Raw genomic sequence first — 15,708 nt, forward strand, 5'->3', positions numbered from 1 at the left:
GAGGATTTCCCATTCGGCGTCGGTCAGGCTGCTAGGATAACTTGGCATGGCAAGCTTCTCCAATACATGACCGGATTAGTACAGATTAAAAGTTGGGAATCAGATGTTTTTAAGACAGCCTCTAAGATCGGTGGCGATGCAGATCGAGTTGTTGAACCCTTCTATCAATCCGGCTGTCAGGCCGTGCTTCACGAATCCGCAGACTCTGGCACTTAGTGCCATGAATCCTCTCGCCAGCCTCTTGAAGGGGGCCAGCCCGCTTGCGCCGGCCATCCCGCACCAGTCTTTCAACGCCCATTGTGCCCAGCCCAAGGTGCGGAACGTGGAGATGGCCCGGAACTGCTCCTTGAGCACATAGGCCGTTGCCAGGGCCTCGTTGGCTTCCATGAGTTTCCTGAGCTTCTCCTCGCCGCTGCTTGCCGGAACGCTTCTCCGCCGCTTCGGGATGCTTTTTTGGGAGTGGCTGGGGCACCGCATCAGCAGAATTCCACCGGCTTCTGAGCCATTGCCACACAGTCTAGTAAGCCCGGATGATGTCATGCTCTGTTCGAGCCACCGCTAGGGTCTGCACGCCGGTGACAAACTCGCCGGCATCCAGCTTCGCCTTTGCGAGGCCCGATCACGGACTCGCACCCTTGAATGCAGTCAGTGACAGGTTGTTAAATGTCACTACCGGAAACTGTCCGTCTGGGCGATTTAGTCATTCCCCGTTTCGAATGCTGACAGACATGGTCGCCTTCAGGTCAACCATCGAAATTTGGCTGCTGACCTCTGTTTAACAAATTCCAAATTCAAAAATCCAAGCGCATGAAATTGAACGAGCACATAATCGCAAAAGCCGCCGGGCTCTTCGCCGGGGCGCTGCTGGTCCCAACTGCCTCGCAGGCGGCTCAACTGGCCTACGAAGGATTCGATTACGCCAGCGGATCCGGAAATCTAACCGGCCTGAACGGCGGTTCGGGATGGGGCGGCACGTGGCGGACGGTCAACAACGGCAGTGCCGACGTGGTGATCGGAAGCCTTGCCGCCGGAAGCAACTCGCCTTCGGGCTACGATCCCCGTTCAATCGGAAACAGCTCGAACCTGCCGAACAACCGTCGGATCGGGCGGTTTCTTGATACCTCCGCCAGCGGGCCGTTCGGCTCCCGCGGTTACGTCGATGGCAGTGGTCGCATCGGAGCGGACGGCACGACGGTTTACCTGAGTTTCATCCAACAACCTAACGGAATAACTTCTTACTACGAGTTCGAGATTCATCGCGGCGATCTGGGCGACGGCGGCCGCATCGGCGGCATCGGCAACGACACCAACACGAACAATGTGAACCTGCGCGCGCCCGGTGGCACCCATACGTCGCTGGGAGCGGGCGACACCGGGGTGAACTTCTATGTGTTGCGCATCGACTTCAAGGCAGGGAATGACGACGTCTACGTTTATCGAAATCCGACCACCGCAACGGAGCCGACACCCACGTTGACCAGGCTGGCCGTTGCGGACATGTCATTCGACGGCTTTTCCTTCGGCGCTTTCAACAACGGCCGAACCGTGGCACATGACGAGATCCGTCTCGGCCAGTCATGGGCGGATGTGACCGTTCCTCCCGCTGCACAGCCGGCCATCACCAGCCAACCGCGGGCATCCACCAGCTATGTCGGCGGCTCCGTCGTATTGACAGCAGCGGCCAGCGGTTCGCCGCTCCCGGCCTATCAGTGGTTCAAGGGTGTCAATCCTATCAGTGGTGCCACGAAGGCCACGCTCACGCTGAGCAATGTGCAACTCGCGGATACAGCCGACTATCACCTGACGGCGACCAACGGAAGCGGCACGGCGACGACCGATGCAGCCCACGTAACGGTTTTGGCTGCGCCCCCGGGCTTGTTGGCTTACGAGGGATTCGACTACGCTGCGGGAACCGGAAATCTGCCCGGAAAAACCGGCGGTTTCGGCTGGGCCAGCGCATGGGCGGCCGTCAGCGGAGGAGGGGGAAATGTGATCGATGGAAACCTCGCCGCCGGAACGAATGCTCCTAACGGATATGACGCGGTTTCGCTGGGAAACAGCTCGCTGACCACCAACGGACGAAGGGAAGGCCGGTATCTGGATACCACCCCCGGAGGCAGGCTCGGTGGGGCGGGGTACGTCGATGGCAGCGGAAACATCGGGGCCGACGGCAAGACGATCTACCTTAGCTTCTTGCAGCAACCTAACGGGACGAGCTCGTTTTACGAACTCGAACTCCATCGCGGAGATCTGGGCGACCCCGGCCGAATTGGTGGCGTCGGTAACGACGTGGCGTCCGCCGACGTGCGCCTTCGCACCGGTGGCACCCAGACGCTCATCGGCCCGGGCAGCACTGCGGTGAATTTCTACGTCGTGCGCATCGATTTCAAGGCCGGCAACGACGATGTCTATGTCTATCAGAATCCATTATCCTCCACCGAGCCCGGTGTGGCGACACTCACCAAGCTGGCCACCTCAGATATGTCGTTCAATGGCATGTCATTCGCGGCTTTCAACAACGGCAGGACCGTGAAACATGATGAAATCCGCCTCGGCCAGTCATGGTCGGACGTGGTGTTCGGCACCAGCCGTCGCCAGCTCGTCTGGGTGGGAGATGGAATCTTCAACAACTGGGATTTTTCCAACAACAATTGGAATGCCGGCTCGGGTCCGACTGCTTTTGTCAACGGTGACCCGGTGACCTTCGATGACTCGGGATCGGCTACCCCGGCGTTGAATATCGCTGCCAGCGTTTCGACCTCCTCCATCACCTTCAACAACAGTTTTAAGAACTACACCCTCGGCGGTGCTGGCTCTATCGGTTGCTCCGGTGGTTTGTTGAAATCCGGCAGCGGATCTATCACCCTGATTGGCCCGGCGACATTCGGATCCGCAATGGTGGTCAATGGTGGTGATCTCGCTCTCAATGGGATTACCACGGTCGGGGGTGATCTCATCCTCAACCCCGGTTCAGGCACAGTGACACTGGGGGGAAACAATACGTTCTCCGGCAGCCTCAGTGCGGCCACCGGCACCCAAGCCTTGAGCGGAGCCAATACCTTCGCCGGTCTCGTTACCCTCAACAGTAACCTAACGATTTCCGGGCCGACCAACATCACCGGAACGGGCGGCACGACCCTCTGGATCGGCAACTTGACGGGGGCAAACTCATCCCTAACCGTGGAAACCGGCGGCAGCCTCAACATCACCGGCGTTTTCAACGATTCATGGGTCATTGGCAGGGACGGAGGCAATGGTTCCATGATTCAGAACGGAGGAATCGTCACCTACAATCCAAGCAACCGCGGCGAAGCAATCATTGGTGCCAGCGCCAGCGGCGGCACCACCGCATCCTATGCGATGAACGGCGGAACTCTCGAAATGAGCACCAAGCGGCTCGGCCTCGCCATCGGTCCTATCAGTTCCAGTCTTACCCAAACCGGTGGAAACATCAACGTGCGCCAGCTTGATCTGGGTGCGAACCTGGCGACAGGCACCGGTGTTTACAGCATGACCGGTGGCGTATTGACTGTCGGAACGGGCGGAATCACCAGTTTCAGCGGACTCTACTCCATCGAACTCGGTGGTGGAATCGTTGCCGCGGCGGCCGACTGGGCTTCGTCGCTGTCAATGACACTCACCGGCAGCACCACCTTCGACACGGCGGGCCACAACATCAGGCTCTCCGGACCGATCACCGGGGCGGGCGGATTGATCAAAAACGGAACAGGCATCCTGACCACCACCGGTTTCAATGAATACAGCGGTCCCACCCTGGTGAATGCAGGAATTCTCGCCGGCTACGGCAACAGCAACGCTTCCCCTCTCACTGTCGCGAATGGTGCGACGGTCGCACCGGGAGACACCGCCATCGGCTCCTTCAGCTGCGGCAGCGCCGCTTTCGCCAGCGGTTCCACGCTTGCGCTGAAAATCGACAGCACCTCCGGCCAGTCGGACGGACTGGTGTCTTTGGGTCCCATTGGCGTCACAGGTGCATACGTCTCATTCACGAGCATCGGCAGCGGCGTCATTCCAGTAGGAACCACGCTGGTCATTCTTGAAGGCGCTTCCATTACCGGAACATTCGCCGGTCTTGCCCAAAACTCGGAGTTCACCGTCGGAGGAAATACCTACCAGATTCACTACGGCAGCACCCAGGTGGACCTTACCCTGACCCGTTCCGATCCCTACATCGGATGGGCTGCGGCCAAAGGCCTGGACGGTTCTCCCGGTAAGGAAACCGCTTTCAACGCCGATCCTGAGAAGGATGGGATTTCAAACGGTCTGGAATGGATCCTCGGAGGAAATCCGCTGGCCCCGGATGCGGCTTCTCTCGTTGTCGCCACCAGCAGCGCGTCGGACGGACTCACCCTGACCTTCAACCGCGAGGAAGGCTCCATCGGCAGCGCCACGCTGTTCGTCCAACGCGACTCCGACCTCGACGGCACTTGGACCGACATCCCGATCACCCAGGCCGGCGGCAGCTATCCCACGGGCGTCACCGTCACCGTAAATGAAAGTTCCACACCAGACGCAGTCACCGTCCACATCCCCGCCGTCAACTCCAGCGGCGGCAAGCTGTTCGGCCGTATCCGAGCTTCCATGCCTTGATTAACGGTTCATTAGATTTCCGTCCATGGGCGGATTATATGAGTGTTCCGGAGTAGCTGGCATAATGGGTTTCTGCCAGCCTCTCCGGAACCGATGTATTTAGTAGTGATTCCAATATTTACCAAAATCCGATTTTGACATGTGCCATCGTTTCATGAGTCGAAAAGCCCTGCGGCATTTGAGGAGCATCCTTCAACTCATGCCGGCGCTGGTTCCGACCGTTGCCGGCGCGATCGACTGGAGCGGCATGACCGGCTCTTTCGGCACGGGCGCGAACTGGGCGGGGGGAGTGGTTCCAGCCGCCACTACGGCAAATATTGCTAACAGCGGAACCGCCGCGGTCACCACGGGCAACGCATTCAGCGTGACGACGCTTTCGGTGGGAAACTTTTCCGGCATTGGCTCCATCCTCCAGGATGGAGGCTCGATCACCGCGACGTCCCAAGTCATGATCGGCGGCACCAATGCCAACGGCGGCACCGGTGTCGGCACATTCGCCATGAGCGGCGGAACGCTCACCAGCACCAGCGGCAATGAATTTTGGGTAGGCACCCGCGGCGGCACCGGAACCCTCTCCCTGTCTGGCGACGCCCTGGTCACTACCAGCGGTACCACCAACATTGGTCGCGACACCGGTGGAAAGGGCACTCTCAAAATCAGCGGTAACGCGGAGCTCAGAACCACTGCAAACGACATCAACGTGGGTGTGGCGAATGGCAATGCCAACTCAAGCATCACTGTCGAGAACTCCGGCAAGCTGACGTGCGGACGGGAAATCACCGTGGGACTCATCGGCTCCGCGCCAACCCAGGGGAATCTGATAGTGAAGAATGATGCTTTCGTTTCCACAGTGCTCGCCGTGGTGATCGGCAAACTTGATTCGGCCAAGGGCATCATGACCGTTTCCGACAATTCGACCGTGACCGCGGGAACTTACGTGATCGTCGGAGCCGACAGCACGCTCGCTAACGGAGCTTTGACCCTCAATGGCAACGCGACCGTGAACTCCGCGCGGCAAGTGTGGCTGGGTATCGGCGGTTCGACGGCTTCTCTAACGATCAACGGTGGGACGCTCAAGGGGCACGCTTACAATGGCGAGGATGCCGGCGCCGGCGTCGCCTTCCGCGGCGGAAACAACGTGATGGCCCTGAATGGTGGAACGCTCGAAACGCCGGGAATCCATAAGGCCGGTGGTGCGGTTTCCTTTCTCCTCAACGGCGGCCTCATCAGGCTGGCGGGCACGACGAATACGGGAGAGCTTTTCAATGCTTTCGGGAATGGGGATATCAACATTCAGGCGGGCGGAGCGAAAATCGACACCAACGGCTTCAACATTCAGGTGAGTCCCAGGATGAGCGGCACCGGCGGCCTAACGAAATCAGGCGCAGGCACGCTGGCGCTAAACGGCGTCAATACCTACAGCGGAGCGACGATGGTGTCCGCCGGGATTCTGAGCGGATCAGGAACGGTGGCGGGAGCATTAACGGTTTTGCCCGGGGCTGCCATCGCGCCTGGAGTCTCGATAGGAGTATTCACCGCCGGAGCGACCACGATTTCCGGCAGTTATTCCTGTGAGATCGACGGACCGGTTTCGGACAAGCTGGTTGTCAGTGGGACTCTCGATGTCAGCGGAGCCACTCTTGCCATCACCGAACTGAATCCCGCCGAAGCACCGGTGATGGTCATCGCATCGTACACCGGATCTCAGCCCACTCCGTTTGCCTCGGTGACCGGACTCCCAGCCGGCTATACGGTGGATTACAACTATCTCGGAGGCAATCAGATCGCTTTGGTGCAACCGGGAGGTTCTCCATTCGGTGCGTGGATTTCCGGATTTTTCCCGGGCGAGGCGAATCCTGCGGTCGTGGGACCTGAAGCGGACCCGGACAAGGATGGTGGGTCAAACTCGCTGGAGTTCGCTCTCGGTGGCGACCCTAACAATGGACCCGTTCCCCCTCGGGTCCACATTCTCAAACCCGATCCCACGGCCTCCCAATCGGCCGTGCTAACTATTGCTGTTCGTGCCGGCACTCCGGCGTTCACCGGTAGTCCGTCGCCATCCGCGACGAAGGATGGCTACACTTATTCGGTGAACGGCACAAACGACCTCACGGATTTCACCGCGACTGTTGTTCCCGTCGCCCCGGTGACAACGGGTCTTCCATCGGTTCCGATGGGATATGAATACCGCACTTTCAGTCTCGTTGGGCAGGGGGCAAAGGGATTCATGCGCGTCGAAATTTCTCCTTACGCGGGTGAGAATCTGGCTGTTGGGAATTTCGATGGGCCGAACTACGGCAGTTGGACGACGACCGGAACGGCGTTCAGCCAAGGCCCGGCCACTGGCCCGCTCATTGCCCAACTTGGGATACAGAACGCGGACGGGGGAGTCGCCAGCAGCGAGATCCAGGGCGACGGACCGATGGGCACGCTGACGTCCGGCACCTTCATGATCGCGCGGCGTTACATTTCCTACAGTATCGCCGGTGGTGATTATGAGCACCATGCTTGCCTCAATTTGCTGATCGACGGCAAGGTGGTGAAGAGCGCCACCGGCAGGAACAACGACTCCTTGACGCTTGCGTCGTGGGATGTCCGGCCATTTATCGGAAAAGCCGCCCGCATCCAGATCGTGGACGAAGCGCAGGGTGCATGGGGGCACGTCAATGTCGGACGCATCGTCCAGACCGACGCGCCGCAGGTGCTGCCGCTGGCAAAGGGAGTTCTCTATCAGGAATCTCTGCGTCCGCAGGTCCACTTTACCGCGCGGCAGTGGACGATGGACCGGCTCAATCCCGGGCAGCGCCAGGAAGGTTGGCTCAACGACCTCAACGGCATGATTTATTACGAAGGGGAATACCACCTGTTCGCGCAGCGGTGGAACAAATGCTGGATTCACGCCGTCAGCACCGATCTCGTCCACTGGGAGGAATTGGCTCCAGCGTTTTGGGAGGAAGGACTCGGCACCGGCGTGCAATCCGGTGCCTGTGTCATCGACTATCAGAATACTTCGGGTCTGTCTTCAAATCCCAATACGCCTCCGATGGTCGCGTTCTGGTCGCGCAATGACGACCATAGCCACTGCATCTCTTACAGCCTGGACAAGGGGCGTACTTGGACGCACTACGCCGGAAATCCCATCCTCGATTTCCCCGAACGCGACCCCAAGGTCTTTTGGCACGCACCGACCAACCGCTGGGTGATGATGATGTATGGCGGTGGCAAGTATCACATCTTCACTTCCACCAATCTGCTCAACTGGCAGAACCAGGCGCATCCGATCAACAACGCGTTCGAATGCCCCGACTTTTTCGAGCTGCCCGTGATGGGAAATCCTTCGGTGAAAAAGTGGGTGCTCGTCCACGCCGATGGCAAATACTCGCTCGGCACATTTGATGGCACGCAGTTCGTCGAGGAAACACCGCGCTATTTCTGCGACGTCGGCGGTTACAACTTCTACGCCACCCAGAGCTTCAACAATGTGGAAAATGGAGATGGCAGGCGCATCCAGCTCGCTTGGATCCGGGGCTCGGATTTCGCGAACATGCCTTTCAGCCAGCAGGTTTCCTTCCCTTGTGAAATGACGCTCCATCAGACCCCGGCGGGCCTTCGGATCTTCCGTCAGCCGGTTGCCGAACTCGACCTGCTCCATGAGCCCGGTCAAACGTGGAGCAACCTGAGCATGACCGCCGGTCAGCAACTTTCGCTCGCATCCTCCGGGGATCTGTACCGCATCCAGGCTCAAGTGACCATCCCCGCTGGATCCAAACTCACCTTCAACCTGCGCGGTTTTCCCGTGGCTCTAACATCCACAACGCTCGATTCGGGTTCCGGACCCTATCCGGTGCAAGGACAGATCTCGACGGTCGAAATTCTGTTGGACCGGGCTTCTGTGGAGTCATTTGCAAATACGGGCGAGATTTCATGCACTCGTTTTTTTCAACCCACGGCGGCCGGTCTTTCCGTAAAAGCGGAGGGAGCGGGCGTCGTCATCCACTCGATGACCGTGAATCCCCTCAAGTCGATGTGGGCGGACTCGCCAGCCAATTAAGACGGGAGGCTCAGGCCTGTTTTAAATAGGCACCGCAGCTTTCCCTGACGACCATCCGCGGTGTCACCATCAGCGTGCGCGGCGGAAGCGTGGAATTAGCGATCCGCTCGAGCAGGGCGTTGAACGCCGTCAGCGCGATGTCGCGGCAGGGCTGTTCCATGGTGGTCAGCGGGATGGTCAGCAAACTGGCGAAGCGGACGTTGTCGAAGCCGACGATCCGCAGGTCTTTCGGTACGCTGATGCCTAACCGGTTCAACGTTTGCAGCAGTTGGGCGGCGATGTGGTCGCTGGTGCAGAGGACTGCATCGAACTGATGAGCCTGCGCGAAGGAGCGGACGAATTTCACGTCCGTGGGATCGCCGGAATGGACGAACTGCCGCGGATTTTCCAATCCGTGGTTCAGCATGGCGATCCGCGCCCCGGCGATGCGGGCATCCACCGTCGAAGCGGTGAGCGGACGCATGACGTAGGCAAGCCGCTTCATGCCGAGCTTGATCAGGTGTTCCGCCAGCATGTAGCCGCCGGCGAAGTTGTCGACGCCGACGAGATCGAATTCGCTGCGGTTGGGGAATCCTCCGATGTCGCGGTCGATGAGGACCACGGGAATGCCCGCCTGGCGCAGCCGCTCGGTAATGCGGCGGTTGGATGCCTCGCGATCTGTCTGGTGCTCAAACGGAACGAAAAAGACCCCCGCCACGCCCCTTTCAATGAAATGGGTGCAGAGTTCCTCCGCCTCCTCCACCGTCATTTTTGCCTCGCTGATCGGGGACGCGCTGCCTCCCCACCACAGGCCGTAGTCGTGAACGCGGGCGAGGCTGGCGAGCTCTCCGCAGATCAATTCAAAAATTTCGGTTTGCCTCAGACTGGGGACGATCATGCCAAGTTGCGGACTGGTCGAGCGGGGATCAGGCAAGCGCTCCTTGTTCGATCTGACATAGGTGCCTGAACCCGCCCGACGGTCCACCAGACCTTGTTCCTGTAAACTGCGAAGAGCCCGGCCGATGGTGGGCCTTGAGACGTCAAAACGCTTAACCAACTGGGTTTCACTGGGCAGGCGGCCGGTCTGCCGGTACTTTCCGGCCAGTATCTCAGTGGCCAATTCGCGGGATATGGCATGGTGCTTGGTTGAGTTGTCCATAGAGATAAGTTGTCAGCTCCGATTCCGATCCGGATATGGCTGATTATTTTAATCCTGTCAATTCGAGCGTTGTCGCCCTCTGCCGTCCTGCCAAAAACTCCCCGCAGCATGAACGTGTCAAACCCATCTTCACCCCTCTCTGCGTCGGACGAGATTCCACCGGCGAAAATCACCGCAGCCCTGTTGGGAGCCACTTTGGTCGGTGCCTTGGGCGGCCTGCTTTTCGGATTCGATACGGCGGTCATTTCGGGTTGTCAGGACCAGTTGAAGGCATTGTTCCAGCTCACGGCGAACGAGCAGGGGTTCATGACGGCTTCCGCCCTGATCGGCGCGGCGGTCGGATCGCTGGCGGCAGCCAAACCGGGCGACCTCTACGGTCGACGGGATTGTTTGAAAATCGCCGCCGCCTTCTATCTGTTGTGCGCGATCGGATGCGCCTTCGCATCGGGTTTGTGGATGCTGGTCTCCGCCCGGATCCTGGGCGGAATAGCGGTTGGCGCCACTTCGGTGTTAGGTCCGATGTATTTGGCGGAAATCGCTCCGGCCGCATGGAGAGGACGGCTGGTGGCGTGCTTTCAGGTCAACATCGTGCTCGGCGTTTTGGTTGCCTATCTGTCGAACTATCTGATCGGCCTGATGGAGTTTGGAGCGGTGGAATGGCGTTGGAAGCTCGGCGTGCAAGCGCTGCCGGCATTTGCATTTCTCATCCTTCTATTTTTCATCCCGCGCAGCCCCCGCTGGCTCATGATGAAAGGCAAGGCCGCGGAGGCCGCTGATGTTTTGCGCAAAATCGGTGTTCATGATGTTACCGTGCAACTCTCCTCGATCCGCGATTCGCTGAATCGGGATAGTGTGGGAACTTCCGCTCCGCTTTTCGTCAAGGCGCACTTCAGGATCATTTTTCTCGCGGTGGCGATAGCGATGTTCAATCAACTCGGCGGCATCAACGCGTTGTGGTATTACGCTGACACGATTTTTGCGATGGCGGGATTCAATAAGGACTCCAGCGCGCTCCAGTCGGTCATGCTCGGCGGGGCCAATTTCATCGCCACGCTGGTCGGCATGGCCATCATCGACAAGGCCGGACGCAAGCCGCTGCTGATGTGGGGAACGATCGGCTGCGGCATCGCCTTGGCTCTCGTCGCATGGATCTTCAATGGCACGGAACACCGTGACTGGCTGGTCTGGCTCTTCGGCGGTTTCGTGGTCTGCCATGCGTTCGGCCAGGGCGCGGTGATCTGGGTTTTCATCAGCGAAATTTTTCCTACATCGGTCCGGAGCAAGGGCCAGACGCTCGGCAGCTTTACCCATTGGTTCATGGCGATGCTCGTCTCTTGGACGTTCCCGCTTGTGGCGAGAGACGTCGGCCAGCCGGGTGCGGGTTTACCGTTCGCGTTTTTCGCCGCGATGATGTTGCTTCAGATCTTCGTAGTGGGATTCATGTTTCCGGAAACCAAGCAGGTGGCCTTGGAGGACATGGAGAAAAAAATCTAATCTCGCAGAAACACATGACTTCCTGTCAAACCATCACCGCCCGCGTTGTGCCTGGCCATCAAGTCGCATCCGGACAGAACGGCAATCCGCGTTTCCCCGGCGGCACGCTGCGGATGCAGTATCCTCATTTCAAGTCCCTGGGACTGGATCTCGGAGTCTATCACCCGGGCACGCTGAATGTCAGCATCGCCCCATGCCATTACCGCATACGCCACGCGCTCCATACGTTTCGTCAGGTGAAATGGCATCCCACCGAGCCGGCGGAGGACTTCTCGTTCTTTGACGTCCGTTTGGTCCGGCCCGACGGGGGACACGTGAACGGCCTCATCTATTTCCCTCATCCCGACACCAAGCCGGAACATTTCCAGCAACCGGATGTGCTGGAGTTGCTGCTGCCATTCGTCGACGGGCTTGATTACGGCGCGGAACTGGCTCTCAAAATCCCGACGGATCAGATGGTCATCGAGTGCCAGAGCGTCGCTTGAACAAACTTCATCGAACATGAATCGATATTCAAACAAGACATGGGTTCTTGCGCTTAACATTAAAAACCAACGATCATGATCAAAGCAAACCACTTCCTTGGACTCGTCTGCGCCCTGCCGCTATCTTACTCGACCAGTTTCGCGGAAGAAGTGGCCATTGGGAAATTCGGCACGACTGATTACGGCGATTGGAAAGTGAGTGGTGACGCTTTCAAGAAGGGACCGGTTTCAGGCGACTTGCTCAAGACCCTGGAAATCGAAAACTCCGGCGACATTTCCATAGCCAGCAGTGAGGTTGAGGGCGACGGACCGACGGGAACCCTGACCTCACCTGATTTCAAAATTTCCCAACCCTACATTTCGTTCCGCATCGGCGGCGGCGACTATGAGATGCATGCGTGCGTCGATTTGATGATCGGTGGAAAAACCGTGAAACGCGCTACCGGCCGGAACAGTGACCGAATGACTTCCACTTCATGGGATGTGAAGGAATTCGTCGGCAAGAATGCGCAGATCCGGGTCGTGGACGAGGCGGAGGGGAGTTGGGGACATATCAACGTTGGCAAGATCGTCCAGACCGACAGGCCGGAATCCATGCCGGTGGCAAAAGGCACGCTCTATCAGGAGTCGCTGCGTCCGCAGTTCCACATTACGGCACGGCAGTGGGTCATGGACCGGCTGAACCCGGGAATGAGGCAGGACGGCTGGCTCAATGACCTCAACGGCCTTGTTTATTATGATGGCGAATATCACCTCTTTGCCCAGCGTTGGAACAAGTGCTGGATTCACTCGGTGAGCAAAGACCTGATTCACTGGAGGGAATTGGAGCCCGCATTTTGGGAGGAGAAACTCGACAGCGCTGTGCAGTCAGGAACCTGCGTCATCGACTATAACAACAGCTCCGGACTTTCACCTGATAAAAAGAATCCGCCGATGGTGGCATTCTGGTCACGCAATTCGCCCGATCATTGTATTTCCTACAGCCTCGACCATGGCCGGACTTGGAAGCATTATGAGAAGAATCCCATCCTGACGTTCCCCGAGCGTGACCCGAAAGTCTTCTGGTATGAGCCAGCCAAGCACTGGGTCATGATGATGTATGGCAGCGGGAAATATCATATCTTTACTTCGTCCAATCTGCTCGATTGGAAAAACGAAAACAACCCGATCGACGATGCCTTCGAGTGTCCCGATTTCTTCGAACTGCCGGTGGTCGGAAAGTCCTCTGTCAAAAAATGGGCGCTGATCCATGCCGACGGTAGATATTCGCTAGGCACCTTCGACGGCAAAAAGTTCACGGAGGAGACCCCGCGCTATCTCAGCGACGTCGGCGGTCAACATTTTTATGCCACCCAGACCTTCGATAACACCGACAAAGCCGACGGACGAAGAATCCAACTCGCGTGGATGCGTGGATCCGATTTCAAGGATATGCCATTCAGCCAGCAGGTTTCGTTTCCTTGCGAATTAACCCTGCACGACACCAAGGACGGCCTTAGGATTTTCCGGCGACCGATCCGGGAACTGGAGTTGCTCCACAAGACCGAAAGGAAGTTGGGTAGTCGCACTTTAGAGGCCGGAGAAGTGCTGCCGCTCGCTGCATCCGGCGAGTTGTTCCGCATTCAAGCGGAGGTGACCATTCCGGAAGGGGCCAAGCTTACATTCAGGTTGCGGGGCTTTCCCGTGGTGCTGACTTCAAAAACCATGGAATCGGGCATTGGACCTCATTCTGCACAGGAGGAAATCAAGACGGTCGAAATCCTCGTGGACCGGGCATCGGTGGAAACCTTTATAAACGACGGTGAAATTTCCTGCACCCGCAACTTCTTACCGGAACAGGAAGACCTGACTCTCGAGGCTGAGGGAACGGTCACCATCCGTTCGCTTGTTATTCACCAGCTCAAGTCGATTTGGTCTGGAGAATCGAAGTGAGATGTTGATTCGACCGGCGAATTGAAGCCAGAGGATATTTAGTCCCTGAGTCTGGGTTTGCAGGCCTGAGGGCTGCCGTCGGCTCATGGTTCTACGTGCCCACGGCGAACTCGAACGGGTGAATGGTTCCCTCTCCGCTTTACGCTTCCTTAGCTATGAGAAGAGCTTTCTATCCAACGAACGATACTGAATCGCCTCCAAAATATCGTTCGGGCGAATGTCGATGGCTCCGGCCAGATCGGCGAGTGTCCGCGCGACTTTGAGGATGCGGTCATGGGCGCGGGCGGAGAAGTTCATTTCCTCCATGGCATGCTCGAGATAGCCGTTGGCTTCGGGAGTTAGCTTGCAATGTTGGCGCACCTGGCGCGATCCCATCGCCAAGTTCGTTGAGTTGGAAAATTTGCGGAAGCGCTCGATCTGGATCCCTCGGGCGGCGACCACCCGCTTGCGGATGGTTTCGGATTTCTCGCCGATATTGGTGTCCGACGAGAGTTCGCGGAAATCGACCAGCGGGACCTCGACGTGCAGGTCGATCCGATCCAGCAGCGGTCCGGAGATCTTCTGACGGTAATTTTCAATCTGGCGTGTCGAACAACGGCAGTCGCGTTTCACATCGCCGTAGTAGCCGCACGGACATGGAATCCCCTTCGGGAGGCGTCCTACATGATCCAGCAATGCCTGCACAATCACACCTGTGGATTCAGTAACCCACTGAGTCAGATCAGACCAATCGGACTCCCGCAAAAGTGTTACGTCGGGTTCACCGAGAATCGCAAACGTGGAACCCAATGGAAAAACTACTCATTCGGATGGCACCTTGGCGTTTGACAGATTTTCGGTGCCAGAGAAACTCGTGACATGGTAATCCGATCACTTGGTTCCGCGTTGTTCATTGCAATTTTCCTCGCCACAACCCACCGCGTGAATGGCGCCAATCCCTTGCCGCGAGGCACGCCGGAAGCGCAGGGCATTTCGACAAATGCGATCAATGACTATGTCGAAGCGCTCGATAAGATCGATGCAATCCACAGCTTCATGGTCGTGCGGCATGGTCAGGTGATCGCCGAGGGCTGGTGGAAACCGGAGGCGGCGGACAAACCGCATGTGCTGAATTCGGTTAGCAAGAGCTTCAACTCGACAGCGGTTGGCATGGCGGTCACGGAAGGCAAATTGAGCCTCGACGATCATGTGCTGAAATTTTTCCCCGCCGACGCTCCCGCCGATCCATCGGACAACCTCAAGTCCATGACCGTGCGGGACCTGCTCACCATGAGCGGCGGCCACGACACGGAGCCGAAGCCCGTTGACGGAAGCCCGTCGGTCAAACAGTTTTTAAACTCTCCCGTTGTGCATCAGCCCGGCACTCATTTCCTCTATAATGGCATGGGCTCCTACACGCTCTCCGCCATCGTTACCAAGGTCACCGGCCAGACCGTGGGCGAATATCTGAAGCCTCGGCTGTTCGAGCCACTGGGCATTGAGAATGCCGATTGGCCCAGCAGCCCCGAAGGATTTTCACTAGGCGCTCACGGGCTCTATCTCCGCACGGAAGACATCGCCAAGCTCGGCCAGCTCTACTTGCAAAAAGGACGATGGAACGGCAAGCAGTTGATCCCAGAAACATGGGTTCAGGATGCGACGAGCAAGCATGTTGAAAATGACAAGGAGCCTCATGCGAACATCGGCATCGATTGGCATCAGGGCTACGGCTATCAATTCTGGCGCTGCACGCACAACGCTTTCCGCGGTGACGGCGCAGGGGGACAATTCGTCGTTGTGCTGCCGGATCAGGATGTGGTGGTCGCCATGACCGCCGGTGGTGCCAACATGCAGGCCGAGCTGGATGCCATCTGGGAGAAACTGTTACCCGCGTTTCAAGACAAGGCGCTGCCCGAAGATGCCGCCGCGCAGGGCAAGTTCAAGCAGGTCGTGGCAAAGCTGGAAGTCCGTTCTGCGAAGAAGGACAAGTAATCGGACCTTGAAGGTCGTCGTCGAGC

General features: G+C 58.1%; 9 protein-coding genes. 6 read left to right on the forward strand and 3 right to left on the reverse strand.

Translation table 11 applies throughout. The features are described 5' to 3' along the window. Nucleotides 1-99: 99 nt before the first annotated feature. On the reverse strand, nucleotides 100-540 hold the full coding sequence (locus ABIQ96_RS23085) for a transposase (RefSeq protein WP_348217013.1): 441 nt from the start codon (nucleotides 538-540) through the stop codon (nucleotides 100-102). A 267-nt stretch (nucleotides 541-807) separates the two neighbouring features. Here ABIQ96_RS23085 and ABIQ96_RS23090 point away from each other — a divergent pair, with 267 nt between their 5' ends. Beyond that, nucleotides 808-4,611 carry an immunoglobulin domain-containing protein gene (locus ABIQ96_RS23090; protein ID WP_348217014.1) on the forward strand — a complete coding sequence of 1,268 codons (3,804 nt, stop codon included), beginning with the start codon at nucleotides 808-810 and terminating at the stop codon, nucleotides 4,609-4,611. A gap of 154 nt (nucleotides 4,612-4,765) precedes the next feature. Continuing rightward, complete coding sequence (locus tag ABIQ96_RS23095; protein ID WP_348217015.1) at nucleotides 4,766-8,662, forward strand: autotransporter-associated beta strand repeat-containing protein; 3,897 nt, start codon at nucleotides 4,766-4,768, stop codon at nucleotides 8,660-8,662. 10 nt (nucleotides 8,663-8,672) lie between these two features. Here ABIQ96_RS23095 and ABIQ96_RS23100 read toward each other — a convergent pair whose 3' ends face one another. Next, complete coding sequence (locus tag ABIQ96_RS23100; RefSeq protein ID WP_348217016.1) at nucleotides 8,673-9,800, reverse strand: GntR family transcriptional regulator; 1,128 nt, start codon at nucleotides 9,798-9,800, stop codon at nucleotides 8,673-8,675. 108 nt (nucleotides 9,801-9,908) lie between these two features. Between ABIQ96_RS23100 and ABIQ96_RS23105 the strand changes: the two genes are divergently transcribed. The 3 genes from ABIQ96_RS23105 (at nucleotide 9,909) to ABIQ96_RS23115 (ending at nucleotide 13,711) form a co-directional block, all read left to right on the forward strand. Continuing rightward, nucleotides 9,909-11,294, forward strand: coding sequence for a sugar porter family MFS transporter (locus ABIQ96_RS23105; RefSeq protein WP_348217017.1), 1,386 nt, complete (start codon nucleotides 9,909-9,911; stop codon nucleotides 11,292-11,294). 14 nt (nucleotides 11,295-11,308) lie between these two features. Continuing rightward, complete coding sequence (locus ABIQ96_RS23110) at nucleotides 11,309-11,779, forward strand: hypothetical protein (RefSeq protein ID WP_348217018.1); 471 nt, start codon at nucleotides 11,309-11,311, stop codon at nucleotides 11,777-11,779. Between the two features lie 75 nt (nucleotides 11,780-11,854). After that, a complete protein-coding gene (locus ABIQ96_RS23115) occupies nucleotides 11,855-13,711 on the forward strand; it encodes a glycoside hydrolase family 32 protein (RefSeq protein WP_348217019.1) in 1,857 nt (618 codons plus the stop codon). A 153-nt stretch (nucleotides 13,712-13,864) separates the two neighbouring features. On the opposite strand, the gene ABIQ96_RS23120 is transcribed toward ABIQ96_RS23115, so the two are convergent. After that, nucleotides 13,865-14,500 carry an ATP-binding protein gene (locus ABIQ96_RS23120; protein WP_348217020.1) on the reverse strand — a complete coding sequence of 212 codons (636 nt, stop codon included), beginning with the start codon at nucleotides 14,498-14,500 and terminating at the stop codon, nucleotides 13,865-13,867. Nucleotides 14,501-14,569: 69 nt separating this feature from the next. On the opposite strand from ABIQ96_RS23120, the gene ABIQ96_RS23125 reads away from it, so the two are divergent. Then, nucleotides 14,570-15,682, forward strand: a complete 1,113-nt coding sequence (locus ABIQ96_RS23125; protein ID WP_348217021.1) for a serine hydrolase — start codon at nucleotides 14,570-14,572, stop codon at nucleotides 15,680-15,682. Nucleotides 15,683-15,708: the final 26 nt, after the last annotated feature.

It is taken from the genome of Luteolibacter sp., assembly GCF_039920825.1.
GTDB lineage: Bacteria > Verrucomicrobiota > Verrucomicrobiia > Verrucomicrobiales > Akkermansiaceae > Luteolibacter.